Origin of the sequence: Microtetraspora sp. AC03309 (assembly GCF_020826795.1) — a bacterium.
Classification (GTDB): domain Bacteria; phylum Actinomycetota; class Actinomycetes; order Streptosporangiales; family Streptosporangiaceae; genus Microtetraspora; species Microtetraspora glauca.
The window spans coordinates 50822-76805 of sequence record NZ_JADDIL010000018.1; the positions used below are offsets into that span (position 1 = coordinate 50822).

At 70.6% G+C, this 25984-nt stretch carries 24 protein-coding genes; 6 read left to right on the top strand and 18 right to left on the bottom strand.

What is annotated here, in order from left to right; all coding sequences use genetic code 11:
- Positions 1-8: 8 nt before the first annotated feature.
- From IMZ11_RS12945 to IMZ11_RS12970, 6 genes are all read right to left on the bottom strand, one after another.
- Positions 9-1382: a VWA domain-containing protein gene (locus IMZ11_RS12945; RefSeq protein WP_228641094.1), complete on the bottom strand. Its 1374-nt coding sequence runs from the start codon at positions 1380-1382 to the stop codon at positions 9-11.
- The gene (locus tag IMZ11_RS12950) at positions 1379-2782 is read right to left on the bottom strand and encodes a hypothetical protein (RefSeq protein ID WP_228641096.1); all 1404 of its coding nucleotides are present in this window, start codon (positions 2780-2782) and stop codon (positions 1379-1381) included. The genes IMZ11_RS12945 and IMZ11_RS12950 overlap by 4 nt, the downstream gene beginning before the upstream one ends.
- On the bottom strand, positions 2782-3291 hold the full coding sequence (locus IMZ11_RS12955; protein ID WP_228641098.1) for a hypothetical protein: 510 nt from the start codon (positions 3289-3291) through the stop codon (positions 2782-2784). The genes IMZ11_RS12950 and IMZ11_RS12955 overlap by 1 nt, the downstream gene beginning before the upstream one ends.
- Positions 3292-3505: 214 nt before the next feature.
- Positions 3506-4048, bottom strand: coding sequence for a hypothetical protein (locus IMZ11_RS12960; RefSeq protein ID WP_228641100.1), 543 nt, complete (start codon positions 4046-4048; stop codon positions 3506-3508).
- Between the two features lie 8 nt (positions 4049-4056).
- Complete coding sequence (locus IMZ11_RS12965; protein WP_228641101.1) at positions 4057-4698, bottom strand: response regulator transcription factor; 642 nt, start codon at positions 4696-4698, stop codon at positions 4057-4059.
- Positions 4689-5915 (bottom strand): sensor histidine kinase, encoded by a 1227-nt coding sequence (locus IMZ11_RS12970; RefSeq protein ID WP_228641103.1) that lies wholly within the window; start codon positions 5913-5915, stop codon positions 4689-4691. Before IMZ11_RS12970 ends, IMZ11_RS12965 begins: the two co-directional genes overlap by 10 nt.
- Positions 5916-6066: 151 nt before the next feature.
- Between IMZ11_RS12970 and IMZ11_RS12975 the strand changes: the two genes are divergently transcribed.
- On the top strand, positions 6067-6489 hold the full coding sequence (locus tag IMZ11_RS12975) for a hypothetical protein (protein ID WP_228641105.1): 423 nt from the start codon (positions 6067-6069) through the stop codon (positions 6487-6489).
- Positions 6490-6499: 10 nt separating this feature from the next.
- On the opposite strand, the gene IMZ11_RS12980 is transcribed toward IMZ11_RS12975, so the two are convergent.
- The 6 genes from IMZ11_RS12980 to IMZ11_RS13005 form a co-directional block, all read right to left on the bottom strand.
- The gene (locus IMZ11_RS12980; protein WP_228641107.1) at positions 6500-6997 is read right to left on the bottom strand and encodes an NUDIX domain-containing protein; all 498 of its coding nucleotides are present in this window, start codon (positions 6995-6997) and stop codon (positions 6500-6502) included.
- 75 nt (positions 6998-7072) lie between these two features.
- Positions 7073-8128: a tellurite resistance/C4-dicarboxylate transporter family protein gene (locus IMZ11_RS12985; protein ID WP_228641109.1), complete on the bottom strand. Its 1056-nt coding sequence runs from the start codon at positions 8126-8128 to the stop codon at positions 7073-7075.
- A gap of 25 nt (positions 8129-8153) precedes the next feature.
- A complete protein-coding gene (gene narI / locus IMZ11_RS12990; RefSeq protein WP_061259852.1) occupies positions 8154-8906 on the bottom strand; it encodes a respiratory nitrate reductase subunit gamma in 753 nt (250 codons plus the stop codon).
- Positions 8903-9523 carry a nitrate reductase molybdenum cofactor assembly chaperone gene (gene narJ, locus IMZ11_RS12995; protein WP_228641111.1) on the bottom strand — a complete coding sequence of 207 codons (621 nt, stop codon included), beginning with the start codon at positions 9521-9523 and terminating at the stop codon, positions 8903-8905. Before narJ ends, narI begins: the two co-directional genes overlap by 4 nt.
- Entirely contained in the window at positions 9520-11172 is a 1653-nt protein-coding gene (gene narH / locus IMZ11_RS13000; RefSeq protein WP_228641113.1) for a nitrate reductase subunit beta, read from the bottom strand. The genes narJ and narH overlap by 4 nt, the downstream gene beginning before the upstream one ends.
- The gene (locus IMZ11_RS13005; RefSeq protein ID WP_228641116.1) at positions 11172-14861 is read right to left on the bottom strand and encodes a nitrate reductase subunit alpha; all 3690 of its coding nucleotides are present in this window, start codon (positions 14859-14861) and stop codon (positions 11172-11174) included. Before IMZ11_RS13005 ends, narH begins: the two co-directional genes overlap by 1 nt.
- 118 nt (positions 14862-14979) lie before the next feature.
- Here IMZ11_RS13005 and IMZ11_RS13010 point away from each other — a divergent pair, with 118 nt between their 5' ends.
- On the top strand, positions 14980-15462 hold the full coding sequence (locus IMZ11_RS13010; RefSeq protein ID WP_228641118.1) for a SigE family RNA polymerase sigma factor: 483 nt from the start codon (positions 14980-14982) through the stop codon (positions 15460-15462).
- Positions 15459-16832 (top strand): hypothetical protein, encoded by a 1374-nt coding sequence (locus tag IMZ11_RS13015; protein ID WP_228641120.1) that lies wholly within the window; start codon positions 15459-15461, stop codon positions 16830-16832. The genes IMZ11_RS13010 and IMZ11_RS13015 overlap by 4 nt, the downstream gene beginning before the upstream one ends.
- A 62-nt stretch (positions 16833-16894) precedes the next feature.
- Here IMZ11_RS13015 and IMZ11_RS13020 read toward each other — a convergent pair whose 3' ends face one another.
- On the bottom strand, positions 16895-17347 hold the full coding sequence (locus tag IMZ11_RS13020; protein ID WP_228641122.1) for a YdeI/OmpD-associated family protein: 453 nt from the start codon (positions 17345-17347) through the stop codon (positions 16895-16897).
- 53 nt (positions 17348-17400) lie between these two features.
- On the opposite strand from IMZ11_RS13020, the gene IMZ11_RS13025 reads away from it, so the two are divergent.
- A complete protein-coding gene (locus IMZ11_RS13025) occupies positions 17401-18030 on the top strand; it encodes a TetR/AcrR family transcriptional regulator (protein ID WP_228641124.1) in 630 nt (209 codons plus the stop codon).
- 45 nt (positions 18031-18075) lie between these two features.
- Here IMZ11_RS13025 and IMZ11_RS13030 read toward each other — a convergent pair whose 3' ends face one another.
- The 5 genes from IMZ11_RS13030 to IMZ11_RS13050 form a co-directional block, all read right to left on the bottom strand.
- Positions 18076-19425: an AAA family ATPase gene (locus IMZ11_RS13030; RefSeq protein WP_228641126.1), complete on the bottom strand. Its 1350-nt coding sequence runs from the start codon at positions 19423-19425 to the stop codon at positions 18076-18078.
- Positions 19422-20867, bottom strand: coding sequence for a hypothetical protein (locus tag IMZ11_RS13035; protein WP_228641128.1), 1446 nt, complete (start codon positions 20865-20867; stop codon positions 19422-19424). The genes IMZ11_RS13030 and IMZ11_RS13035 overlap by 4 nt, the downstream gene beginning before the upstream one ends.
- A complete protein-coding gene (locus IMZ11_RS13040) occupies positions 20855-21979 on the bottom strand; it encodes a hypothetical protein (RefSeq protein ID WP_228641130.1) in 1125 nt (374 codons plus the stop codon). The genes IMZ11_RS13035 and IMZ11_RS13040 overlap by 13 nt, the downstream gene beginning before the upstream one ends.
- Before the next feature lie 26 nt (positions 21980-22005).
- Positions 22006-22806, bottom strand: coding sequence for a hypothetical protein (locus IMZ11_RS13045; protein WP_228641132.1), 801 nt, complete (start codon positions 22804-22806; stop codon positions 22006-22008).
- 193 nt (positions 22807-22999) lie between these two features.
- The gene (locus IMZ11_RS13050) at positions 23000-23767 is read right to left on the bottom strand and encodes a DUF3626 domain-containing protein (protein WP_228641232.1); all 768 of its coding nucleotides are present in this window, start codon (positions 23765-23767) and stop codon (positions 23000-23002) included.
- Between the two features lie 374 nt (positions 23768-24141).
- Between IMZ11_RS13050 and IMZ11_RS13055 the strand changes: the two genes are divergently transcribed.
- Together IMZ11_RS13055 and IMZ11_RS13060 are read left to right on the top strand one after the other, a co-directional pair.
- Complete coding sequence (locus tag IMZ11_RS13055; RefSeq protein WP_228641134.1) at positions 24142-24738, top strand: RNA polymerase sigma factor; 597 nt, start codon at positions 24142-24144, stop codon at positions 24736-24738.
- Complete coding sequence (locus tag IMZ11_RS13060; RefSeq protein WP_228641136.1) at positions 24731-25930, top strand: CU044_5270 family protein; 1200 nt, start codon at positions 24731-24733, stop codon at positions 25928-25930. Before IMZ11_RS13055 ends, IMZ11_RS13060 begins: the two co-directional genes overlap by 8 nt.
- The last annotated feature ends 54 nt before the right edge of the window (positions 25931-25984 follow it).

A 25984-nucleotide genomic window follows, 5' to 3' on the forward strand; every position in this document is an offset into this window, starting at 1 on the left:
CGGGTCTCCTAGGTGAGGAAGCTCTTCAGCTCGAACACGAGTTTGCGGATGTGGCCCGAGATCACGGGCGTGCCCAGGTCCTTGAGGTGCTGGCGGAACCACGGGTCCACGCTCTGGTGCCCGGAGCTGTTCACCGAGCCGACCGGGATGAACTTCACCCCAGAGCGGTGCACCGACTGGAAGTCGGTCAGCAACGATCGGTTGTCGTAGAAGTCGGAGATCCACACCATCACGGTGTTGCGCGGATCGGTGATCTTGGGCCGGGCGACGGACATCGCGACGGTGCCGTCGGTGCCGCCGCCGAGCGTCGTACGGAGCAACACCTCGAACGGGTCGTGCACCCACGGGGTCAGGTCGATCGCCCGGGTGTCGTACGCGACCAGATGCACGTCCACCTTGGGCAGCCCGGCGAAGATCGACGCCAGGATGGTGCAGTTCACCATCGAGTCGACCATCGACCCCGACTGGTCGACCACCACGATCATCTTGGCCGGGGTGGTCCGCCGGGCCGTGTGCCGGTAGAACAGCCGGTCCACGTAGAGCCGCTCGTCCTCGGGGCTCCAGTTGGTGAGGTTCTTCCAGATCGTGCGTTCGATGTCGAGGTTGCGGAACACCCGCTTCGGCGGCACCGACCTGTCGATGGTGCCGACGCTCGTCTTCTCGACCTGGGTGCGCAGCACCTCGGCGACCTCGTCGACGAACCTGCGGATCAGCGCCTTGGCGTTGGCCAGCGCGATCCCCGACAGGTTGGCCTTGTCCCGTAGCAACTGCTCGATGAGCGACATGCTCGGTGTCAACCGCTTCGCCAGCGCCGGGTCGGCCAGCACCTCGCGCAGCCGCATCCGGCGGACGAGGTCGCCCTCCAGCCCGGCGAGCACACCGGCCAGCTCGTTCCCGCCGGGGTGGGAGCGCAGCTGGCCCGGCTCGCAGCCGAGCGCCTGCTCGAACCATCCGGCGTCCTGCTGCCAGCGGGCCAGCTCGGTGGCGGTGACGGAGCCCGTCCCGGTCGAGAACACGTTGAGCAGCAGCTTCGACACCAGGGCCGCCCGGCGTACCTCGTCCGTACCGACACCCTCGGGGGACGCGGGGGCGCTTTCTGAGGGCGTGCTTTCCGGGGCGTCGTCCTGCTGCACCATCAGGCCCCGCAGTTCGGCGCCCAGGTCGGGGAACCGCTGCACGAGGTTGTCCACCGACACGGACGGATCGAGCAGCGCGGGCGGCAACCCGAGGTCGTCGACGATGGCCACACTGGCCGTCTCCAACGAGGGCTGCTCTTCGGGGTCGAACAGCCGCGCGAGCAGGCGCCAGTAGAGCACCTGACGCCGGTTCTCGTCGGCACTGACCCGGGGGTCGGTCCGGGGGTCGTTCAGGGGGGTGCTCATCGTCTCAGGAGCCGTCCGGCTCGCTCGCGCAGTACGGCGACGGCGTCACCGGCCTTGGCCTCCGCCTTCACCACCTTGGGATCGGTGGGGCCCAGCGCCCAGTCGCCGTTGTGCGCCGTCACCGGCTTGCGCTTGACCGTCGCCTGCACCGCGAGGGGCTGCAGAGTCCAGCCGCCGTCCCAGCGGATCAGGCCGAGGCACGCCGTGGAGGCGGCCACCAGTTCTGGTGTGAGCGGGCCGCAGGTCGGCAGCCGGTCGACGTCGACGGCGAGGGTGTGCCCGCCGAGGTCCAGCGTGACCGCCCCGCCTTCGGTCGCCGTCGTGTAGCCCTCCACCAGCACGGGTTCGGAGATCCGTACCGGATGGCGGTCCAGGGGAGGCACCGCGGGGGCGAGCGCGCCGGCGAGCAGGACCCGCGCGGTGGCGAACGGGTCGGCGGGCTCGCCCGCGCCGGCCCGGTCGTCGTGCCACACCAGATCGCCGCTGTCCAGGAGGGGCATGTCCGTGATGTCCAGGCTGCGCTGCTCGGCCAGCGCGCCGAGCAGCACCGGGTACCGGTGCGGCAGCCGCCAGAGGGCCGGACCGACGATGGTGTCCACCTTCGGGGCGGCGACGCTCGCGCGTACCAGCCGGGGCGGCGTTCCGGCGGACTCCAGGATGCCGTGGACCTGGATCTGCACCGCGGTGCCGTGCTCGTGGACGTCGACGCCGAGGATCAGCAGCCGTCCCGACACCGATCCCGAGGGCTCGGAACCACTGTGCCCGCCGCCGGGCCGCGACAGCAGCAGGGCGCGCGTCCACAGGTCGGCCCAGCGTCGGGCGGGCAGCCGATCCATCGTCCCGACCGGGCTCGACGCCCGCAGCTCGGCCGCCAGGCCGTCGAGCAGCACCGCCTGCCGGCGCAGATCGGGTACGGCCAGCAGGGCCTCGATCGTCTGGTCCGCGGCGGAGACGAGGTCGTGGCCGACACCCCGCCACCCGGTGATGGCCAGCTCGTTCAGCCAGGACCGGCACCCGCTGAGCAGGTTGTCCGCGCTCGGCGCCGTCGTGGACGGCGACTCCTCCCACGCCACCCTGGTCCGTCCCAGCGCGGTGTCGAGGCGGGTGAGCAGGGCGTCGTGCACCGCGCCGAACAACGCGGTGCGCCCGCCGGCCAGCGGGGTCAGATGCTCGTCGGTGGCCGAACCGGCGATGATCTTCTCGGCCGCCTCGCCCGCCCGCACGCCGAGCGGCGTGGCCGCCAGGGCGCCGGCCAGCGCGGACAGCGCCATGGCGCGATCCTCACCGAGCCGGGCGAATCCGTGGACGAGGGCGTCGTCGAAGCCCGCCACCAGGTCGAGTGCCTCGTCGACCCCGGGCAGGGGAGCGTCGAGCAGTTCGGCGAGTTGCACGCCAATCATCAGCGGACCGCCCCCAACGCCGGGAACCAGTGCATTTCGGGGATGGGCACGGTCGTGTCGGGCACCTCAAGGTAGTTCAGGTGGCGCAGGAAGCGGCTGAACACCATGGCCGCCGGAGCGCGCTCGACCTGGCCGTCCATGCGGCTCACCAGGTCGGCGCCGGACGACGCGCCGTCGCCGACGTCGACGCGCAGGTAGCGGGCCACCCGATCGAGGCCGTACTGCAGCACGGCCTCGGCGGCGAGCAGGTGCAGGTGCTTGCACGGCGAGCTGCCCGACGGCAGGGCGCCGCACGGCCGGTTGTTGTTGGTGCTGCAGCTGTACGCGTGGGTCCCGGCGGTGAACGACGAGACGTACACCCGCTCGATGTCCGAACCGCTCGACACGACGCCCTGCAGCCGCCCGTCCGCCAGTTCGACGAAGGGAACCTTCGCCAGCTTGCGCGGCGCGACAGGGGAGACCACCCGTAGTGCGCTGCGCTGTTCCCACGCGGCTCTGTCCGCGTTCACGCCCTTCGACCTCCAGCCCAACGGCTCGCGGACGCCCTCCGGTACGGCGGCGCCTGCACGAACGGCCGATCCATGATCGGGTAACTTACCCCATTACTGACCGGCCGGTGCCCATCATTACGAATGACCGCTATTGCGGTAGCGCGTACCCGCGTGGAGGTGTGGCACGGCGCGGTTCCCGCACGTGAAGGCCGATCTCGCGTGAACGCCGACCTCATCGGGTGGCTTCCGGAGACGGGTCGCGTGACGCGGGTCCGCAGGTCAGCACGGCCGCGGCGGGTGGGCACGGCATGGTCCATTCGGGTGTCGTCACCAGGACGTCGACATCCGGCGGCACGCTCAGGGCGACGTCGGTCCGGCAGTCGGACTCGGCCTGCCACAGGCTCTTCCCGCACGTGACGGCGAGGCGCAGCGTCTTCCCGGACTCCCAGGTCTCGTGCGTCGAGGGCGCCTCGCCGCGCCAGGTGGTCTCCCGCCGGACGGTGAGACTCCCGGCGTCGCCGGGAGCGACCCGCACGGTGACCGCCCCCCGTACGTCCACGGTGATCCGGTGCGTCGTGATCGCGTACGTCACGGTCCTCGTCTCGGTCCTGCTCTCGTCGAGGACCGACGAGTCGTAGGAGCCGGGAAAGGAGAAGTCGTAGTCGCGGGGGACGCGGATCTCCGACCAGGCCGCCAGCGCCATCCCGGCCACCGCGAACACGGTCAGCGCCGCACCGGCGGCGATCCACCCGGTACGCACCTTTCTTCGCATCATGTCGTTTCTCAAATCTTGAGGAATCGCAGTACGGCCAGCACCCGGCGGTGGTCTTTCTCGACGCCGGAGAGGCCGAGCTTGGCGAAGATGTTGTTGATGTGCTTGCCGACCGCGCTCTCGGAGACGACGAGGGCCTCGGCGATGCCGGCGTTGGACCGTCCCTCCGCGATCAGCGCGAGCACCTCGTACTCCCTGCGGGTCAGCAGGTCCAGCGGATCGCTGTGCCGGCGCAGCAACAGCTGGGCGACCACCTCGGGGTCCAGGGCCGTGCCGCCGGCGGCGACCCGCCGGAGCGAGTCCAGGAACTCGGCGACGTCGGCCACCCGGTCCTTGAGCAGATAGCCGATGCCGGTCGTCGCCATGGACAACAACCGGGTGGCGTAGCGTTCCTCGACGTACTGCGAGAGCACGAGGATCGGCAGCTCGGGCCGCCGGTGCCGCAGCAGCAGCGCCGCGCGCAGGCCCTCGTCGGTGTGCGACGGCGGCATCCGCACGTCGGTGACGACGAGATCGGGTTCGTGGTCGTCCACCGCACGCAGCAGCCCTTCGGCGTCGGCCACCGCCGCCACGACCTCGATGCCGGCCGACCCGAGGACCCAGACGAGCCCTTCCCTGAGGAGGACCGAGTCCTCGGCGAGCACTACACGCACGGCAGCTCCACCTCTATCGTCGTCGGACCACCGCTCGGGCTCTCGATGCGCAGGGTCCCGTCCACCGATCCTGTCCGTTGCGCGAGGCCGCGCAGGCCCGACCCCTTGGACGGCTCGGCACCCCCGCGGCCGTCGTCGCGTACGACGAGGCGGAGCACGTCGCCGTCGCGCCGTACCGCGACGTCGGCGCCGGAGGCCCGCGCGTGCTTGGCGATGTTGGTCAGCGCTTCGGAGACGACGAAGAACGCCACCGCCTCGATCACGGGAGAGGCGCGTTCGGACACGTCGACGCTGAGCCGTACGGGGAAGGGGGCCCGCGCCGCGAGACCGGACAGCGCCGCGTCCAGGCCCTGGTCGTTCAGTACGGCCGGGTGCAGCCCCTGGACGACGTCGCGCAGCTCCTTCAACGCCTGCTTGGCGTCCTCGTGTGACCGCACGATCACCTGGCGGGCGGGCTCGGGCAGGTCGGTGAGAGTGGCACGGGCCATGCCGAGGTTCAGCGCGAGTGACACGAGCCGCTGCTGTGTGCCGTCGTGCAGGTCGCGTTCGATCCGGCGGCGTTCCGCGTCGGCGGCCTCGACCACCTCGGCCCGGCTCTCCCGCAGCGTCTCCACCCGCCGGGCCAGCTCGTCGTTCCGGCTGGGGCCGAGCAGTGACCTGGCCGCGACCGCGTCGAGCGCGGTGATGCCCCGGAGCAGCCACGGCACCACCACGAACAGCAGCAGCGCGCCCGCCGCGGGCAGCGCGGCGATCCATCCTCCGCCCGCCATCTGGAGCTGTACGGCGACGACGGCCGCGACCAGGCACGCCGACCACGAGACGACACCGCCGAGGAACCCCACTCCGCCGACCAGCGGTGCGACCACCAGGTGATAGGCGATCTGCCGCCACATGCCGCTCGACCGCGCGTCCGCGAGCAGCCTCCTGAGCGGGTTCCTGTTCCGGGGGATACGCGGCATCGGGGGGATGTCCAGGTCGAGGAAGGCGGCGAACCGGGAACGCTGCAGCCAGGTGAACAGCGGGACCACCCGGGTGAGAACCAGCAGCGCGACCAGGGGGACGACGACCGTCCAGATCAGCGCGACCGACGCCACGGCCAGTCCAGAGATCGCTCCCGCGGTCAGGAGCGCCATCGGGACACCCGTCGTCACGTGGATGGTGCGGAGCCAGGTCCGCGCCGACCAGTGATCGCGGATCCGGTCCCAGGGAGTGGTCATGCGTCAACCGTAGAGATCGGTACCGCTCGACGACATGACCAGGACATCCCAGAAAAAGGTGAGGCAAGCCCCACCTTTTGACTTGTGGGCCGATTCGCGTTCCGTGACACGCGGGCGTGAGCCGATCGCCGATCCGGTACGTCATAGAAGTATGAGGATGTGGCGAATCGCGCTTCTGGCGGCACTCGTCCTGGTTCTTGGGGCGTCCATGACGTCGTCGGCGCAGGCGGTGACCACGCAGAAGAAGGTCCTGGTGCAGCTCCGCGAGCAGGGCGGCTTCGCGGGCCTCGACGACCGCGTGACCGTGTACACCGACGGATGCGTCCGGCTCAGCCGCCGTACGGGACCGGCCGTGGCCCGATGCCTCACCGGCGGTGAGATGCGCGGGTTGCGCGCGGACCTGAGGCATCTGCGCGTCGGCCGCTCCGAGGCGCGGCCGCCGGGAGCCGACTTCATCAAATACACGCTGGCGTACCGAGGCCACCGCGCCGACCGCTACACGCTGCCCGGCACATGGACTGCGGTGGTACGGCGGCTGGAGAGGATCCTCCAGAAGTACTGGACCCCGTCCTGACCGCTCGCGGTCACGCTTCTCGGCGCGACCGGAAGAACTCCGAGACGATCCGGGTGTGCAGCGGGAACGCCAGCTCCCGCGGTCCGTCGATCAGCAGCCACTCCGACGTCTCGGCCGTGGCGACGACCGGCGGGAGGCCGGCCGAGCCGGTACGCGGCCCGAGGGCGAAGACCAGCACCGTGCCGTCGGGAGCGCTGAGCACGTCGAAGAGCCGCATGTCGTCGGCCTCGACGACGACGCCCGTCTCCTCGCGGAGCTCCCGGACGGCCGCCTGCTGCCAGGACTCGCCCATGTCGATGAAGCCGCCGGGCAGGGCGAGACCGCCACGGTGCGGCTCGACGTCACGGCGCACCACCAGCAGGCCGTCGTCCACCGGCAGCACCATCACCGCGACCGGCAGCGGGTTGAGGTAGCTGGTGTTCGCGCAGCCCGAGCATGAGCGCGGCCACGCCTGGCCGGGTGCGAAGGCCGCGCCGCAGAAGGAGCAATGCGAGTTCCTGATCGTCACGACCGTGAGACTAAACCAGGCCGAGTCCGCTGACTCGGACATTCATCACCTCATACCTGTACGCATCGGCCGGTGTCAGCCGGGCGTCCGGCCGTCCTGATCGGGTGGCCGCCCGAGGGCGCGGAACCCGCCGGCGAGGTGGACCGCCATCGCGCCGAAGGTGAGCAGCCAGGCCAGGAGCCCGAACCACACCTCGATGTCACCGATGGTCACCAGGATGGGCAGACCGGCGACGGTTCCGAGGTTGTGCGACGCGGCCCCGTACATGCCGAGAGGGAAGACCATGCTCCACAGTCCCGGCCCGTACCTGAGCGGGACGCCGGACCAGATGTGCCGCCACCAGCCCGCGATGATCAGGCCGACGAAGATCCAGCTTCCGAACGACCAGAAGAGCAGGCTCACGTGCACGGAGAGGTCGTGCGCCACCGCGGCCGCGGACGCCCCTCTCATGTTCGAGATCTGGGCTCCGGCGACGACGCTGATCGCGGTGGCGCCCATCGCGACCCAGTAGGGCGGCGTGAGATCGCGGGGCCCCATCTCGAAGAGCATCAACCGGAACGCCACGACGATCGCGACCGCCAGATAGAGCCAGATGGAGATCGACCAGGTCATGACGGCGAGCAGCGCCAGCTCGTCCCGCCACCCGCTCGCGGCGGGCTCCAGCGTCGCGGCGAGCACCGCGACGGACTGGCCGCCGACCACCCAGACGAACCAGGTTCCGTTGGCCCCCGCGATGGCCTTCGTCCCGTCCCGGCTCAGCAGGGCGGCCCACGGCACGAGATAGCTGAAGAGGACCCAGCTGGCCGCGCCGACGGCGAGCAGCACGGCGGCGGTGCCGGTGCGACCCTCCATGGCAAGCCGGGTGCCGAGCACGTTCGTGCCTGCGGTGAAGGTGAAGAACCCGAACGCCCGCCCGGGGTCCCGCAGGTCGCGGACCATCTCCGCCCGGCAGGCCAGCAGCCGCCACGCGTACAGCACGAGCAGGACGGCGTAGCCCGCCGCTCCCACCCAGAGCAACGCGGCGGACAGCACGGGCAGGCGCATCGCGCGCATGTCGATCGACACGATCCCCGTCGCCATCACCATGGCGAAGTAGGCCGGGGACAGGTCGCGGACCGCCGCCGCCCGCACGTCGCTCAGGCTCGGGCGGCGCACCTCAGGCCGGCCCGCCGATCTTGCGCCATCTGCGGCCCGTGGTGCCGGGCTCGGGAGGCACGATGGCGCCCCGGCTGCGGTAGACGACGAACGGCCGCCACAGGTACCACAGCGGGAAGCTCCAGGCGTGGACCAGGCGGCTGAACGGCCAGACCGCCCAGAGGGCCCACGCAGCCGTCGCGTGGAGCTGGTAGATCACCGGAGCGGTCGTCATGGCCCCGATGTCGGGTGATCCGGTGAAAAGGCCGCGGAACCAGGGGCCGACGGTGAGCCGGTAGTTGTATCCGGGACCGAAGAGGTTCCACCCGATGGTGGGGGCGACCCCGGTGAGCACGATGATCAGCAGCATGACGAGCGCCACGTAGTCGATCGTCGCGGTGGTGGCCTTGACGCGCGGGACCAGCATCCGGCGGCTCGCGAGGATCGCGATGCCCACGATGACGACGAGCGCGGCCAGCGCGCCGCCCACGGCCGAGAACCACCGGTAGACGACCTCCGGTATGCCGATGGCGTGGGTGACCGACGCGGGCACGAGGATCCCCATGACGTGGCCGAGGATCGCGGCGAACGCCCCGTAGTGGAAGAGCGGCGCGCCCCACTTGAGCAGGCGACGCTCCAGGAGTTCGGTCGAGTAGCAGTCCCAGCCGAACCTGTCGTACCGCCACCGCCAGACGTGGCCGACGACGAAGACGGTCATCGCGACGTACGGCAGGACGACCCACCAGAACACGTCCAGGGTGCTCGCGTCGGTCATGGTCGTCGCTCCTGTCCCGAGAGGTACTCCGGCGGCGCGAACGGCTCCAGGCCGACCTCCTCGGTGGGCGGGCCGCTCTCCCACAGCGCGCGCACGGCTTCGAGCTCCCCGCGCCGCAGCTTCGGCAGTAGCGCGCAGACCGCCTCCACGACGTGCGCGTACGGTGTCTCCACCGAGCCGAGCGCCCGGCGGAGCAGGTCGAGGTCGGCGCGGCGGCGGCGCAGCAGCGCGACGCCCTCCCGGCTGAGTGCGGCGAATTCGAGCACGAGCGGAACGAAGTCGGGCAGCTCGGCGTCCGGCGGGTGGAACCCCGCGCGGCGGTAGGCGGCCTTGTACGCGAGCATCGCCGTACCGCGCCTGCGCGTGTCGCCGTACCGGTAGTAGGTCAGGTAGAGCGCGGAGTGGCGGCGCAGATCGAAGGTGTCGACGTAGTGCCCGGCCACCTCGCCCGGAGGGGTCGCCCGCAGCCAGGCGAGGAAGGCGGCGAACTCCTCGCGCGCCGCCCTGGGCGCGGCGCGTCCGGCCTCGTCGAGCCGGTCGATGCCCGTGAACAGCGCCATGGTCGGGTACTGCAGCAGCACCGACGCGAGCTTGAACGCGTGCTCCGCGCCGGTCATGTCGCCTCCTCCCCAGGGAACGGGTCCTTCCCGGGAAACGGGTCCTTCCTGGGGAACAGGCGCGACGGGTCGCCGGTGCCGTCCCAGCCGAGCAGGTTGGCGCGCGGCCGCCCGTCGTCCCCGCGGAACATGGGCGGTCCCCCGGCCGGATTCCCCGCCGGAGGCGGGTATCCCTGACCGCCCATGCCGGGGCCGCCTTCCCCGTCGAGGCTGCAGAAGAGCTGCTGATGCTGGGCGGTCAGCGCGCCGGCGTCCTCGGCGTGGACCTGCGGGATGACGTAGCGCTCCTCGTACTTGGCGATCGCCAGCAGGCGGTACAGGTCGTCGACGTCCTCCGCGGTCATGCCGACCGAGCGCGGCAGATCCTCGCCGGGGTCCCGGCCGAGCTGTACGGCCCGCATGACCGCACGCACCGTGGCGAGCCTGCGCAGCACCAGGCGTACGGTCTCCGCCCTGCCCGCGGTGAAGAGGTTGGCCAGATACTCGACGGGTACGCGCAGCGAGTCGATGGTGGCGAAGACCCGGTCGGGGTCGGCGGGGTCGTATCCCTCGGCGTGCACGACGTCGGCGACCGGCGAGAGCGGCGGGATGTACCAGACCATGGGCAGCGTACGGAACTCCGGATGCAACGGCAGCGCCACCCGGTGGCGTACGGCCAGCGCGTGGACGGGGGAGCGGCGGGCCGCCTCGATCCAGTCGTCCGGGATGCCCTGGCGTGCCGCCTCCGCCCGGATCGCGGGGTCCTCGGGGTCGAGGAACACCGAGAGTTGCGCCTCGTAGAGGTCCTGCGGGTCGGGGGTGGTCGCCGCGCCGAGCACCGCGTCCGCGTCGTAGAGGAGCAGCCCGAGATAGCGGAGCCGGCCGACGCAGGTCTCCGAGCAGATCGTCGGCTGGCCGGCCTCGATCCGAGGAAAGCAGAACGTGCACTTCTCGGCCTTGCCGGTCTTGTAGTTGAAGTACACCTTCTTGTACGGGCAGCCCGACACGCAGAACCGCCAGCCCCGGCACCGGTTCTGGTCGACGAGGACGATGCCGTCCTCGGCCCGCTTGTACATCGCCCCCGAGGGGCACGAGGCCACGCACGACGGGTTCAGGCAGTGCTCGCAGATGCGCGGCAGGTAGAACATGAAGACCTGCTCGAACTCCATCCGCACCCGTTCCTCGATCCCGGCGAGGTTCGGGTCGCTCGGCGCGTGCTCGGGCGCGCCCGCGAGGTCGTCGTCGAAGTTGCTGCCCCACCGGATGCGCATGCCCCGCCCGGTGAGCGTGGAGATCGAGTGCGCGCTGGGGTTGGGCGTGCCGAGCGGCGCGTCGATGACGGTGCCGTAATCGTAGGTCCACGGCTCGCCGTAGTCGTCGATCGACGGCAGGTCGGGGTTGTAGTACATCTGCAGCAGGCGGCGCACCCGGCCGCCCGCCTTGAGCTGGAGCCGTCCCTTCGTGTCCAGGGTCCAGCCGCCCCGCCACCGGTCCTGGTCCTCGTACCCCCTGGGGTAGCCCACGCCCGGCTTGGTCTCGACGTTGTTGAAGTAGACGTATTCGAGGCCGGGCCGGTTGGTCCAGACCTGCTTGCAGGTCACCGAGCAGGTGTGACAGCCGATGCACTTGTCGAGGTTCATCACCATCGCGACCTGCGCCATTATGCGCATCAGAACCGCACCTCCTGCGACCGCCTGCGGATGACCGCGAGCTCGTCGCGCTGGAACCCCGCCGGGCCGTAGTAGTTGAACGCGAACGACAGCTGGCCGTACCCGCCGATCATGTGGGTGGGCTTGACGAGCACCCGGGTCAGCGAGTTGTCCGCCCCGCCGGGCCATCCGGAGATCTCCGACTGGGGGGTCATCAGGTTCCGGTCCTTGGCGTGGTACATGAACGCCGTGCCCTCGGGCATCCGGTGGGTCACCACGGCCCGGCAGACGACCACGCCGTTGCGGTTGTACGCCTCGATCCAGTCGTTGTCGGCCACGTCGATCTTGGCGGCGTCCCGATCGCTCATCCAGATGACCGGGCCGCCGCGGAACAACCGCAACATGTGCAGGTTGTCCTGGTACTCGGAGTGGATCGACCACTTGGAGTGCGGGGTGAGGTAGCGCACCGTCACCTCGGGGCGGTTCTCCTCCTCGATCCCCTGCGGCCCGAACAACCGGGCGTAGTTGAGCGGCGGCCGGTAGTTCGGCAGCATCTCGCCGTACTCGACGAGCCAGTCGTGATCGAGGAAGAAGTGCATACGCCCGCTCAGCGTGTGCCACGGCTTCTTGCGCTCGACGTTCAGCACGAACGGCGAGTAGCGGCGTCCGCCCGTCTCGATGCCCGACCACTCCGGGGAGGCGAACACGGTCCTGGGTTGTACCTGGGTGTCGGCGAACGTGATCCGGCGGCCCGCGCTCTCCCGCGCCAGGTCGGCGAAGCTCACCCCGGTGCGCTCCCGCAGCGCGTCCCACGCCTGGGCGGCCACCTGCCCGTTGGTGCTGCAGGAGAGCGTCATGATCGCCTCGGCCATGTGCACGTCGCGGGCCAGCGAGGGGCGTCCGTCGCCCGCTCCGGCTCGCACCCGGCCGTTGTCGCGCCCGAGCTGCTCGACGGCGGCGGCAGGCACCCAGGAGATCCCCTTCGTCGCGGTGCCGAGGGTGTCGACGAGCGGGCCGAGCGCCGCGAGCTTGTCCGCGATGGCGCCGTAGTCCCGCTCGACCGTGATCAGTTTGGGCATCGTCACGCCGGGAACCGGCTCGCACTCCCCGGCCTTCCAGTCGAGCACCCGGCCGCCCGGCTGGGCCAGTTCGTCCGGGGTGTCGTGCATGAGCGGCGCGGCGACCACGTCCGTACGGGTGCCCAGGTGGACGGCGCCGAGCCGCGACACCTCCCGCGCGATCGTCGCGAACGTCTCGAAGTCCGACCGCGCCTCCCACGGAGGGGCGATGGCCGGATTGAAGGAGTGGATGAACGGGTGCATGTCCGTGGTCGAGAGGTCGTACTTCTCGTACCAGGTCGCGGCGGGCAGCACCACGTCCGAGTAGGTGCAGGTGCCGGTCATCCGGAAGTCGAGCGTGACGAGCAGGTCGAGCTTGCCGCGAGGTGCCGCGTCGCGCCAGGTCACCTCGGCCGGGCGCACGCCCGGCGGTGACTCCGCGGCCCGGACGGCGTCGTCGGCGCCGAGCAGGTGCCGCATGAAGTACTCCATGCCCTTGCCCGACGAGCCGAACAGGTTGGCCCTCCATAGGGTGAGCACACGCGGGAAGTTGCGCGGGTCGTCGGGGTCCTCGGCGGCGAAGCGCAGCCGTCCCGATCGCAGTTCGTCCACGATGTGGTCGCCGACCGGGCGGCCGGCGCGCGCGGCCTCGTCCGCGAGATCGAGCGGGTTGCGGTCGAACGCCGGCTGCGCGGGCGTCCAGCCCAGCCGCTGGGCCAGGGCGACGCAGTCGGCGAAGGACCGCCCCGCGAACAGTCCGCGCCCGAGCGGGCTGGCGAGCTCTCCCGCGCCGAACGTCTCGTACCGCCACTGGTCGGTGTGCATGTACCAGTACGGTGTGGCGGCCATCTGCCTGGCCGGGCGCTGCCAGTCGAGCGCGAACGCGAGGTGGGCCCAGCCGGTGAGCGGGCGGATCTTCTCCTGCCCGACGTAGTGCGCCCAGCCGCCGCCGTTCACGCCCTGGCAGCCGCACAGCATGATCAGGGTGAGGAACGCCCGATAGGTCTGGTCGGAGTGGCACCACTGGTTGGTGCCGCCTCCCATGCAGATCATCGACCGGCCTTCGGAGATCTCGGCGTTGCGGGCGAACTCCCTGGCCACCCGGGCCGCCGCCGCGGCCGGCACCGACGTGATCTTCTCCTGCCAGGCCGGGGTGTACGGCTCGGGATCGTCGTATCCGGCCGGCCACTCCCCGGGAAGCCCGTCGCGCCGCACGGCGTAGTGCGCCATCACGAGGTCGAAGACCGTCGTCACCAGGCGACCCGCGACCCGCGTCACCGGCACTCCGCGGCGTACGGCCGAGCCGCCCTCGGTCGGGCCGACGTCGAAGCGGGGCAGATCGACGGGAACCGCCTCCGTGTGCCCGCCGTACAGCGTGAGCACCGGATCGATCCCGCCCAGGTCGAGGTTCCAGCGGCCCTTCCCCTCCTCGCCGAAGCGGAAGCCGAGCGAGCCGCCCGGCACCTTCGGCGTGCCGTCCGCCGCGTCGAGCAGCACCATCTTGTGCGCCGCGCCCTCACCCGCGTCGCCGAGGTCGGCCGCGGTCAGGAACCGGTCCGGCACGTACGCGCCGCCGCGCTCGGCCAGCGTCACCAGGAGCGGCAGGTCGGTGTACGTCTTGACGTAGTCGGTGAAGTAGGGCACCTGGCGGTCGCGGAAGAACTCGGACAGGACGACGTGCCCCATCGCCATGGCCAGCGCGCCGTCGGTGCCCGGACGGGCGGCCAGCCAGTCGTCGGCGAACTTGGTGTGGTCGGAGTAGTCCGGGGAGACCACCACGACCTTCTGGCCCCGGTAGCGCGCCTCGGTCATGAAGTGCGCGTCCGGGGTACGGGTGATCGGCAGGTTGGTCCCCCAGATCATCAGGTAGGACGCGTTCCACCAGTCCCCTGACTCCGGCACATCCGTCTGGTCGCCGTAGACCTGCGGCGAGGCGAGCGGAAGGTCGGCGTACCAGTCGTAGAACGACAGGATCGTGCCGCCGATCAACGAGAGGAACCGTGTCCCCGCCGCGTAGGAGACCAGCGACATCCCCGGGATGGGGGAGAACCCCGCCACCCGGTCGGGGCCGTACGTCCTGATCGTGTGCACGTGGGCGGCGGCGATCAGCTCGCTCACCTCGGACCAGGACGAGCGGACGAACCCTCCCTTCCCCCGCGCGTTCTTGTAGCGGGCCGCGCGTTCGGGGTCGCCCGTGATCTCCGCCCACGCCTCGACGGGGTCGCCGAGCCGCTCCCGCGCCTCCCGCCACAGTTCGAGGAGGGGCCCGCGCACGTACGGGTAGCGCACCCGGGACGGCGAGTAGGTGTACCAGGAGAACGCCGCCCCTCGCGGGCAACCGCGCGGCTCGTACTCGGGTGAGTCCGCCCCGATCGAGGGATAGTCGACCTGCTGCGTCTCCCAGGTGATGATCCCGTCCTTGACGTAGACCTTCCACGAGCACGAGCCGGTGCAGTTCACCCCGTGCGTCGACCGCACCACCTTGTCGTGGCGCCACCGCTCGCGGTAGAACTCCTCGGCCTCACGGCCGTCCTCGCGGTGCACCTCGCGGTAGTCCGTCGACGGCGTGCCCACCGTGAAGAACTGCGCGGCGCGCAGCAGCGACTCGACCGGCTCGCCGCCGGGCAGCAGCGGGGCCAACGGTTCCGCCATGTGATCACCTCGTTAGCGAGCGATACCCGGCAAAACGGACGGCGACGACCGGCTTAGGTGGATCGTGGCGATCTGATTACGGTGCAACGAAACGCGGCGACCGGACGTCCCTGGGATCGTGGACCACACCTTCGACGAATTCGTCCGGGTACGAGGCGACGCGTTGTTCCGCTACGGCGTCGTGCTGACCGGAAACGCGGACGACGCGGCCGACCTCGTGCAGGAGGCGCTGCTGCGGCTCGGCGACACCTGGCAACGCGTGGTCCGCAAGGACGACCCGGAGGGCTACGTCCGGACGATCATGGCCCGCCAGCACATCAGCTGGTGGCGGCGAAGACGGCGAGAACGCCTGGTGGCCGACACCCCCGAACACGGCTACACCGACGTGCGGCTCGACGGCGACGCGGGGCTGTGGGCCGAGATCGGCGGGCTGCCGCCGAAACAGCGGGCGGTGCTCGTGCTGCGTTACTACGAGGACCTCCCGGACGCCGAGATCGCCAGAATCCTCGGCATCTCGCCGGGGACCGTACGCAGCCAGGCCTCGCGTGCCCTCGACAAGTTGCGGATCCAGCGCCGCGCGATGCACATGGAGGAAGTGTGAGAACCGAACAGGACCTCGTCGGCATGCTGAGGAAGGCCGCGAACAGCGTGCCCCCGCCGGTCGATCTCGGCCAGGGCCTGGTGACCCGTCGAAGGCGCAGGACGCGCAGGCGCTACCAGTCGGCCCTGGCCGCCGCCGGGGTCGTCGCCGTCGTCCTGGGAGGGACGGCCGTCGTCCGCGGTGGAGATCGTACGGACGAGGTCGGGCCGATGGCCTCGGCCGCTCCCGGCACCGTCGATGATCCCGCCACCGTCGAGGGGCGGCCGAGTCCGGCCCGCGAGGTGTGGCCGGAGGCGGTGTCGACGATCCCCAAGAAGGCCGCGGACGGCTTCAGGTACCGGCCGGTCACCGCGCTCGGCCCCACCGAGATCCTGCTCACCGCGGAGGCGTCGTTCGAGAAGGCGGGTCGTTTCGAGGTCTATGACACGAGGACCGGGCAGGCACGGGTGCTCACGACGATAGTTCCCGGTGGAAAAGGCTACTTCGAGCAGAACGCCGAAGTGGGCCAGGACTACATCGCCTGGTACGGCACGAAGCCGAACGACGGCGTCGCGTGGGCCGACTTCTGGGTCGCCCCCCGCCAGGGCGGCGACCCGATCCGTGTCGGCGAGGTGGCCGGGGGCCTGGCTGCGGTGGACAGGATCGGGGTGACGAAGGACCACGTCGTCTGGTCGCCCCGTTCCGGCGGGGTGTACCGCATGCCGATCAGTGGGGGCGCGCCGGAGAGGATCGCGGGAACGGACGGGCTGTGGCTGACCTCCTGGCCGTGGGCGCGTGATGTGCCGGGCGACGCCGGCCCCGACGAGGAGCGGCGGAACAGGAACCAGAGCCTGCTGGTCAACCTGGAGACCGGCGCCCGACGATCGATCACCGCCCCTACCGGCGTGACGGGCCTGCGCTGCGCCACCGAGTGGTGCGTCGGCACGTCCGGCGGATCCGAGGGATCCGAGGGATCCGACGGACACGTCTTCGCCATGCGGCCCGACGGCACGGAGGGAAAGCAGCTGCCCGGACGCGCCCACATGCTGGAGATCCACGGCGGCCACTTCGTCCAGCTGAGCGAGGGACGTCCCGCGCTCTACGACCTGAACACCGGGAAGGTCGCCGGGATCAGCGCGATCACCAAGGACGGGGCCGGTGGCTCGTACGGGCGCGGCGTCTCGTCGTCGCCCACCCTGGTCTTCTACTGGAACGCGGGCGAGATCAAGGCCAAGAGGACCTGCGTCCCGATGAGAGAAGAGGACCGGAAGCTGATGGCGTCGGCGGGGGTGACCCCGTCCCCCGGCGCGACGACGTGCATGACAGAGACGATCGAGCTGGGCGACAAGAACGACATCCTCAACCTGGCCGCCATCCCGGACGCCGGCTGACGGCATGTGGCCGGAATTTGCGATTTCCTCGGCCGCCGAGCCACTCATGACGGCCGAGCCCGTCAGCGGGTACGCCCGTCCCTGAGCATGGCGATCGTCTCGGTGAGGCGTCGCTGCCTGGTCTCGGGCTTCTTGGCTCCCTCGACGGAGAGAACGAACCACTGCTTCTTGCTGTAGGAGAGCGTGTCGAAGAACCTCTTGGCGTCGGCGTCGCGGTCGAGTGCCTCGGCGAGATCGGCCGGCACGGCTACTTCACGGGGTTCGGTGTCGAGTTCGAGGTCCACCACGACGTCGTCGCCTGCGGCGACCCCCGCGCTCACGCGGTTCGCCGCACTGATGCCGATCATGTACCTGCCGCCCATGGACGCCACGGTCGAGCGGTAGGTGTGACCGTTGATCGTGACGCGGACGGGGGGCCGCTTGCCCGCTCCGAGGTCGGCGACGACCTCGTCGGGCACCTGGAACCCCGTGGCGGTCTTGCCGGCCAGTTCGAGTGTGACTCGGAATCTCATCATCGTCGCCTTTCTACGGGTGAAGCTCGGGCTGATAAGTCAGATGAACGACACCGGTGCCGAAGGTCGCGGAGTCGGTCAGCCGCGACGGCGTCCGCCGGTCGTTGTTGTACACGGTGTGGTCGTCCGCGAGCGGGCCGGCCGGCTATCAGGGCACCAGCATGGACGAGGTCGCCGCACTCGCCGCGGTGTCCAAGCAGACCGTCTACAAGAACTTCACCGACAAGGAACAGCTGTTCCGCGACATCGTCCTTGGCGCGACCGACCGAGTCAGCGAGTTCACCGAGGTCGTCGCCCAGCTCGCCGGCACCGAGGGTCTGGAGAAGGACCTGGGTGAGCTCGCCCGCCGATACATCACCGTGGTCATCCAGCCGCTGACGCTGCGGCTGCGCAGGCTTCTCATCGCCGAGGCGGGCCGCTTTCCGGCGGTGGCGCGTGACTATTACCAGCGGGCGCCGGGACGCATGATCGACGCGTTCGCCGACTGCTTCCAGAAGCTGGCCGACCGGGGTCTGTTGCGGATCGACGATCCGTCCCTGGCCGCCGGCCACTTCGCCTGGCTGATCTTGGCCCAGCCGATGGACAAGGCCATGTTCTTCGGGGACGAAGAGCGATACACGCCCGCAGAACTCCAACGCTTCGCGGACGAAGGGGTCCGCGTGTTCCTCACCGCCTATCGGGCCTGAGCGAGAGAGCCCGCCGGCCCTCGACAGCTGAGCGGCAGCGCACGATCAGCAGGGAACGCGGTGGCCGGCGAGGTGGGCGAGGACCACGTGGTTGGCCTCCCAGCCGTCCGGGAACTTGATCGGCACGTTGAGCCGCACCCTCCCCGTGCTGGGATGGGCGTCGAGGAGCTCGGGGATCCCGGCGCGGGCGACGACGACGCAGGCATGGCGGTGGCGCGAGGCCAGCACGCACAGGCGCCCCGATTCGAGGTGGAACGCGGTGGCGTCGCGCCGTCCGGACAGCGGGTGGAGGACGATGGTCACGTCGTACTCGCGGCCCTGGAGCCGGTTGGCCGTGTCGACGGTGATCCCCGCGGGGACGCCCGCGGCGCGGATGGCGGCCACCTGGTCGTTGTGCGCGGCGCCGATGGCGATCCGGGTGGCGTCGACGTGGTGGGAACCGTGCTCGTCGTGGGCGACCGGGCCGCGCTGCAGCAACCGGGTGGCGAGCGCCGCGCACGCCTGTACGGCGTCGGCGTCGGTCCGGATGGTGTGGCGGCTGGGCAGTTCGTGCAGCGCCCAGCCGGTGGAGGCGGCCTCGTTCAGCGTGCGGTCCCAGGGGACGGGGAATCCGGCGGTGGTGAACTCCAGCGCGCGGTCCGCGCCGGTCGTGCCGGATCGGAACGGTGTGAACGGATAGAACGCCTCGGAGATGAGCGGGGCGGCCGAGGCCGGCAGCCGCCAGGAGACGGGCAGCCGGTGGACGGGAAGGTCGTTGAGCCGGGCGGTGACCGCGACGGCGCTCTGCATCGGGTCCCACGCCAGGCCGGCCCAGCGTTCGGTGTCGACGACGGAGAACGGGTCGAGCTGGCCCGGGTCGCCGACGAACAGCGCCTGCTCGAACAGCGCGGCGATGGCCAGCAGCTTGTCCGAGCGCATCTGGTAGGCCTCGTCGATGATCGCCCATCTCCAGGTGCGGCCGGACACGTAGGCCCACTTGTCCGCGGTGGCGAGGACGACCGCGCAGGACGCCACGTCGTCGATCTTCTTGGACGCCGTGACGCCGGGGTGCCGGAGCACCCGCTCGGGGACCTGGAAGCCGTCCTTGTGCAGACGGCCGACGGTGATCGCGGGCGCCCTCGTGGCGATCTTGTCGGCCAGGTCGTCGACCTGCTCGTTGGTCTGGGCGACGATCATCAGGCGTTCCCCGGCCAGGGCCAGTTCCAGCGTGGCGGTCACGACGAGGGTGGACTTGCCCGCTCCGGGCGGGGAGTCCACGATGACGCCCCGGTGCCCGCCGCCGGTGAAGTCGGCCAGGATGGCGGCGGTGGCACGGTCGGCGGCCGCGGCGGCGCTTTCGGTGCCACTTTCGGTGGCGCTTTCGGTGGCGCTTTCGGTGGAAAAGGGAACGGTCATGACCAGGCCTCCACCGCGTCCTCGTCGGTGGGCACGTACGCGGCGGGCGGGCCGCCGTGCGTCCACGGCGTCTCCTCGCCGGTCGGGAAACCGGGCCGGATCCGCCCGCCGAGGTCGAGCTCGGTGAAGCAGACCGCGTCGCCTGCGGTGGGGACGCCCGCCCCCTTGGCGAGCTGGTCGTTGAGCTGGACGACGACGATGTCGCCGTCGATCTCGACGATCTCCGCGGACTGCTTGCGGCGGTGCACGGAGAAGACCTTCTTGCCGGGCGTGAGCCGTACCGGATCGCCGGTGCGGACGGTGACCAGCGGTCGGGGCACCGGCTTCTTCCCTCCGGGTAGCAGGATCCTGCGATCCGCGTCCACATGGACCGCCTCGCCGGTGAACGCCTTGCCGGTCGCGCGGTGCTCGGTCATGACCAGCGGATCGTCGTAGGCACGCTGCGCGTCGTAGGTCTGCTGGGCAGCCTCCATGTCCCACAGCCGGATCGCGGCGGGTCCGGCCTGGTCACGACGGCCACGGGGCGGCCCGCCGTCGGCCAGGCGGGCGACCTCACGGGTGTACTGGTCCCTGTCGAAGCCCCACCGTTCGGCGACGCTCGCCGCCTCCGGAAGGCCGCGCAGTCGATCGACGGCCTGCCACATGAGCCGCCAGGTCGGCTCCAGCTGGGTGCGCAGGGCCTGGCGGACCAGAGCGGGCGAGCCGGAGGCGTCGTACGCGCGGATCGCGTGCTGCAGGACCTGGGCGTCGAAGCCGGGGTCGGTGTCGGGGCCCGCCGGCGGCCAGTCGAGGGGGTTCTCGGCCGCGACCGCCGCCTCCTGGCCGGTGAGACCGGGCGGCGGGGAGATCCAGGCGAGCAGCGTGGCGAGGTTGGCGTCCTCCAGCGGGCTCTGCCCGGTGGCCCAGTGCAGGGCCAGCGCCTCGGTCACGGGAAGCAACGCCGACGATCCGGCGAACTCGGTGCGCTCGTACAGGAAGGTCAGCCACTGGCCGAGGACGGGCACGGAGGGATGGACAGGGTAGGGGCCGTCGGTCCGGCGGAACCGGGTGGAGCGGCCGAGCAGCCTGACGAACTCGATCGCCCGCCCTCCCGGTACGAGGATCTGCGGCGCGTCGAGGTAGCGCTCGCGTTCGTTCCTGCCGGTGACCGTCTCGGTCGCGGTGGCGAAGCCCTCGATGTACGGAAGCATGATCTGGGCGAGCTCGGCCATGAAGGCGAACCGCAGATCCCGGTTGCGCGGCTGCGGGACGACCAGCAGGCGGGGATCGGCGGGATCGGTGCCGACCATCGCGCCCAGCGGAGCGGCGGCCTCTCCGGCGAGCTTGAGCGGGATGAACACCATGGGCCGGGCCGACAGGTGCAGGTGCCGTACGGTCGCGATCGGCTGGGCACGCCCTTCGCGGACGGCGAGCGCGCGGGCGTAGGAGGTCACGATGCCCATGCGACCGCTTTCGCCTCGGTGTGCTCACCGTAGATGGCGCCGACGTGGCGGAGCTGGCCGAGGATCTCGGCGTGCTCGGGCGACGCGAGGAGGTCGCCGCCGACGAGGTCGAGCACGGCGTCGACCGATTCCAGGCCGCCGAGGTCGTCGCGGGTGGTGCGGCCGAGGGCGTCCAGTGAGCCGCAGGCGCGGGCGTCGGTGCGGCAGAAGTACGCCATCTCACAGCTGGACAGGCATTCCGGCGCGTACCGGGCCTCGACCGTACGGATCGCCCGCGCCAACTCGGCGGGCGACTGGTCCAGGGTGAAGGAGAGGCCGGGAGGGAGCCGGTCGAGGATCCGGTCGATCCCGGTGAGCCGCGACAACTGCCGCCGCAGCGAGGCGAGCTGCTGGCGTACGTCGAGCAGGGTCGCGGTCGGGTGGTTGGCGAAGTCCTTGGGGCAGACCAGCACGACCTCATGGGATACCCGGTCGGGATCGATGCCCTCGGCCTCGAACAGCGCCTTCATCGCGTACACGTAGACCGCGGAGAGCCGGGACGCGGCGGCCACCTGTGCCGAGTCCGCGGTCTCGTCGATGATCGCGAACGACTTGATCTCCACGATGTGGAAGCGGCCCCCGATCTGGAAGGCGATGACGGCCGGTTCCAGGTAGACCTCGTGGCCCGCGACCGCCAGCTTGAGCAGCGGGTGGTCGAAGAGCGTGCAGCCCCGCCCGTCGTCCTCGGCGGCCCGGCGCAGCTCGGCCCGGGTGTGGGTGTGCCTGAGCTGGTGGGCGGCGTTGCCGCCGACGTCCGCGATGTCGGTGTAGGCGACCTCGGGGATCGACAGGCCGAGCGTGTCGCGCAGCAGCCGCAGCAGGTGGGCGCAGCCGTCGGCCTTCACCAGCTCCTCGAAGGCCCTGGCCCGGGCCAGGGCGAACGGGGACTGCCCGAAAGGAGCGGGGTGGCCGAGATGGACGGCGGTGTTCTGCTTGTGGATCCCGGCCGCGTCGAGTACGGCCCGTCGGTCGCAGCCGGGGTTGCCGGCCAGGGCCGCGATGGTGCGGGCGTTGTGGTCGACGGGCGCGGCGTCGCCGCGCAGGGTGTCCAGCCGGTGATTGGGCGTGCTCACTCGGTCCTCGTGGGGTTGGGATCGGTCTAGGAAGCGGATCGGGACGCGGTCTTGAGCCCGGCCCCGAACAGGCGGGTGACCTCGTTCAGTCGTGCGGTGGCGCGTTCCGCGGCCTCGCGTCTGTGCCGCCGGTCGCTCTCGAGGTGGACGACCAGCTCGGCGTCGGCCGCGCTGATCACCCGGGCGGGATCGGCCCGCCCGAAGCCCTCGGTGGCGCCGGGAATGTTCCGCGCCATCCTCGTCAACAGCCGGTACGCCTCGGTGGAGGCGTCCCCGCCCGCGCCGGTGAGCCTGGTGATGTGCTCGGCGACGCGGATGGCGGAGGTGAGGAAGCCGGTGCGCGGGCTGAGCGGGCCGATGATCCGTACGTCCATCGGCCACGTGCTGATCGCGAGCAGGCCGCGCGCCGGGGACAGGAGCTCCGCGGTGAGCGCGGGGCACAGATAGTACGGCCGGGCGTAGGGCGAGGAGCGGAACGACTTCTCCTCGTCCCGGCGCAGGCTGGTCAGCTGTGTGGTGGTGACCCGTCCGGCGAAGAACGCCTCGTTGACCGCGACGATCATCTTCGTGGCCGAGGGCACGCCGAGCAGAGCGAGCGCCTGGTGGACCTGTTCGCGGATCGGCAGCAGCGGAACGTCGTCCGGCTCGAAGCCGGGCTCCAGGGCGTCGTCCCAGGCGCGCTCGGCCTTGCGCAACTCTGCTCGCAGCCTCCGGACCTTCGCGTCGTCACCACCGGCCTTCGCGAGGCGTATCTCCCCGCGCAGCTCGGTGATGCGCTCTTCCAGGTCGTCGAGCTCCACGGTCACGCACCCTACCAGCTGTCCCACGGGAAACCAGTGAACTCCTTTTGTTTCCAATAATTTCCAGTATTTCGACGACCGACTGTCGAGGTCGTGATCGGGGCGGTGTAGAGAGGCGGCGTGCCCGGATGGACGCCGTCGAGAAAGCCAACGGCTGAATGGTCCCCGTCTGAACGAGCGGCAGGTTCCGCATTCTGTGCATACGATTCATGCCGGGAGATCATCCGGCGAAAGGCGGGCGCAGACACACAACGAGGCCCCGTAGAACGGCGGTTTCTCTTGGACTCCTGCCGACGAGATCGTGGACATGGCCGATCTTCGCCAGGTATGGGCACAAATCCCCGATCCCCGCGATCCGCGTGAGCCCGATGACCATCGATGGGCAAGATCCAGCGTGGCACCGCCACCAGCGACAAGCCCGCCCAGCACCCGCTCGGCGCGCAGGCACGTCAAGCAGGTCTTCCTCCTCGAACGCCACGTCTACGACCTGAACGGGAAGCCGCTGACGAGCATGGCGGTGCTGGGCGTCACCAACCTGACCGCGAAGCCGGCGGGCCGCGGCCTCCACGGCCGTGCCGCGATAGCTCGGATCGAGGAGCAGGGCCTCCACGTCCCGGTCGAGCCTGACCGGCCCGTGCACCTGCGCCTCGATGTAGTCGTCCAGAAAGTCCTGGTCGTCAGCTTCGGCAAGCTCGATCAGCGCCATGCGGGACGCGACGCCGAACGCCGAAGGTTCGAAAAAGCTGTCCGGGTAGCAGAACGTGGTTCGCCGAAGAGTCCCAGCCGTCAGCCTGAAGTGGGCGGATCCCAACCGCGGCGCGGCGCCGATGGACTTGCGTCGGAAGTTCAGCGCGCCGTAGACGGGGTGCTTCTCGGCGGGCGCGTGGTCGTACGCGCCACCGAAGATCCTGCTTTCCCAGTGCCACCGGTCGCCGCCGCGATGAGCGGTGAGCCCCCCGTTGCTCGTTCCGGTGACGAACTGCGACAGAGACGCCGTCGTCGGCCAGCCTGAGCAGGATCTGCCGTCCGCCGACCAGGCGGTCGGGGTGGAAGTTGAGAGTCACACGCAACCGGGGGTCGAGCGGGTCCCCTGACGACAGGGCCTCGACATGGCGGAGGGCTCGCTCCTGCGGCGACGTGGACGTGTCCGTGCTCATCCGCGCAGTCTGCCTGAGCGCGATCTGTCACCGCATCCGAATAGACGCGCACGGGCTGCGCCTGGGCGAGGGGAAAGCGCCAGCCACTCGGCGAGAGCAGCCGGCGACGGCCGCAACCCTGCGTGAACCATTTCCGAAATGAGCGGTAAGTACAGGCGACCATGCTCACGCGTCGAAAGGCATCGAATGAAGGAGCAGGCAATCCATGCCCGGACTACCCGCGACAGATGAGCAGCTCGCCGATACGGCGCTGATACAGCAGTCGTGGGAGGAGCCGGAGTTCTTCGCCGGCGTCTTCGACCGGCACGCGCCGCTGCTGCATCGGTACGCCGCCCGGAGACTCGGCCCCGATGCCGCCGAGGACGTGGTGTCGGAGACCTTCCTGGCCGCCTTCCAGCACCGTCGCCGCTACGACGTCGCGCAGGGCGATGCCCGGCCGTGGCTCTACGGCATCGCCTCCAACGTGATCGGCAAACGGCGGCGGGCCGAGGCCGCCCGCTATCGGGCGTACGTGCGCAGCGGGGTGCATCCCACGGAGGTGGCCGGCGGCCTCGTCGAGGACGGCGTGACGACGCTCGCGGTGAACCTCCCGCTCGTCGCCGCGCTGGCGGCGCTCAAAGCGAGAGACCGTGACGTGCTGCTGCTCGTGGCCTGGGTCGAACTGACCTACGAGGAGGTCGCGCAGGCGCTGGACATCCCCGTCGGCACCGTACGTTCGCGGCTCAACCGCGCCCGCAAGAAGGTCCGTCAGGCACTGGACCGGAACCATACGACTCACCGAGAGGGACAAGACGATGAATGACCTGACCTTGATCAAGCGGCTCTGGGAGGACGTGCCTCCCGGCTCACAGGAGCATCTCGCGGGCGCGCGCACGGCGCTGCTGGAAGCGGCCCGCACACCGGCTCAGGGGAAGCCGACGGTGCGGGTGCCCCGGCTTCGGAGGTACAGCCTGCGCATCGGGATAGCCGGCGGCCTGGCCGCGGCACTGGCCGCCGGGGTGACCGTCGTCCAGGTCGGCCTGGGTGGCTCGCAGGGATCGGACGGCATCGCGGGCCTCCTCGCCGCCCCGCCCGCGAACGCCCAGCAGTTGCTGAAGGTCGCCGCGCACGCGGCCGCGGCCGAGCCGGACCTGCGTCCTGGGCCGGGTCAGTACATCCACACCGAGATGCAGGTCATGAGCTATCGGGCCATCGGCGCCGCCGGCACGCACATCAGTGGGACCGAGGAGCGGTGGGTCCCCGCCGACGGGGGGAAGCAGTGGCTCATGCGGGAGCAGACGACCAAGGCCGAGCCGGTGCCCGGCGTGTCGATGCCGTCGCAGCGGCCCATTCCGGGGGTGACCATGGGGACGGAGGACTCCCTGTACGAGTCGTCCTGTGCCGCCGGCTCCAAAGACGCCATCACCGAGGCCCAGATGAGCGACTGGCCGACCGATGTGGCATTCCTGCGCAAGCAGGTCCAGGCGGAGGCCGCCAAGTACACGGCCGTGCCGGAGAAGCTCCGCGAGTGGGGGGCGGTCGGAACCCTGGTCCGCTCGGCTGTGTTTCGCCCCACTCTCACCGCGGCGCTCTACCAGATCACCGCTGAGATCCCCGGGATCACCCTTGTACCGGACACGGTCGACGCCGCAGGCCGCCCGGGCATCGCCGTCGCGTTGGAGAACGACGGCGTCCGGTCGGAGCTCATCTTCGACAAGCAGACCTACCACTATCTAGGCGAGCGAGAAGTGGCAACTAAGGACAAGAGCACCATGGTGCCCGTCCCGCCGCTCTCCAAAAAGGACTTTGACGATTTGAGGCGGCAAATGACGGCAAAGGGTACGGATCCCGCGGAGGTGACCAAGGCCCTGGAGTCCCGGCGAAAGAAGAAGACGGCGACGATCTTCACGCCGAGGGGCGCGGTGATCAGCTCCTCCGCCGTGGTCAAGGTCGACCTGACGGACGCCCTGCCGCCGCTCTCGACGAAGGTCTCGCGCATGACGATCCCCTGCTGATAGACCCCGGCCGCCACATCGGCGGCGATCTGACCGGCGGGGGCGCGTGACAGG

What these genes read in the sequence shown, in the direction of transcription:
- IMZ11_RS12945 (WP_228641094.1), bottom strand. Translation starts at nt 1,382, where the DNA reads ATGAGCACCCCCCTGAACGACCCCCGGACCGACCCCCGGGTCAGTGCC.
- IMZ11_RS12950 (WP_228641096.1), bottom strand. Translation starts at nt 2,782, where the DNA reads ATGATTGGCGTGCAACTCGCCGAACTGCTCGACGCTCCCCTGCCCGGG.
- IMZ11_RS12960 (WP_228641100.1), bottom strand. Translation starts at nt 4,048, where the DNA reads ATGATGCGAAGAAAGGTGCGTACCGGGTGGATCGCCGCCGGTGCGGCG.
- IMZ11_RS12970 (WP_228641103.1), bottom strand. Translation starts at nt 5,915, where the DNA reads ATGACCACTCCCTGGGACCGGATCCGCGATCACTGGTCGGCGCGGACC.
- IMZ11_RS12975 (WP_228641105.1), top strand. Translation starts at nt 6,067, where the DNA reads ATGAGGATGTGGCGAATCGCGCTTCTGGCGGCACTCGTCCTGGTTCTT.
- narI (WP_061259852.1), bottom strand. Translation starts at nt 8,906, where the DNA reads ATGACCGACGCGAGCACCCTGGACGTGTTCTGGTGGGTCGTCCTGCCG.
- narJ (WP_228641111.1), bottom strand. Translation starts at nt 9,523, where the DNA reads ATGACCGGCGCGGAGCACGCGTTCAAGCTCGCGTCGGTGCTGCTGCAG.
- narH (WP_228641113.1), bottom strand. Translation starts at nt 11,172, where the DNA reads ATGCGCATAATGGCGCAGGTCGCGATGGTGATGAACCTCGACAAGTGC.
- IMZ11_RS13005 (WP_228641116.1), bottom strand. Translation starts at nt 14,861, where the DNA reads ATGGCGGAACCGTTGGCCCCGCTGCTGCCCGGCGGCGAGCCGGTCGAG.
- IMZ11_RS13020 (WP_228641122.1), bottom strand. Translation starts at nt 17,347, where the DNA reads ATGATGAGATTCCGAGTCACACTCGAACTGGCCGGCAAGACCGCCACG.
- IMZ11_RS13030 (WP_228641126.1), bottom strand. Translation starts at nt 19,425, where the DNA reads ATGACCGTTCCCTTTTCCACCGAAAGCGCCACCGAAAGCGCCACCGAA.
- IMZ11_RS13035 (WP_228641128.1), bottom strand. Translation starts at nt 20,867, where the DNA reads ATGGGCATCGTGACCTCCTACGCCCGCGCGCTCGCCGTCCGCGAAGGG.
- IMZ11_RS13055 (WP_228641134.1), top strand. Translation starts at nt 24,142, where the DNA reads ATGCCCGGACTACCCGCGACAGATGAGCAGCTCGCCGATACGGCGCTG.
- IMZ11_RS13060 (WP_228641136.1), top strand. Translation starts at nt 24,731, where the DNA reads ATGAATGACCTGACCTTGATCAAGCGGCTCTGGGAGGACGTGCCTCCC.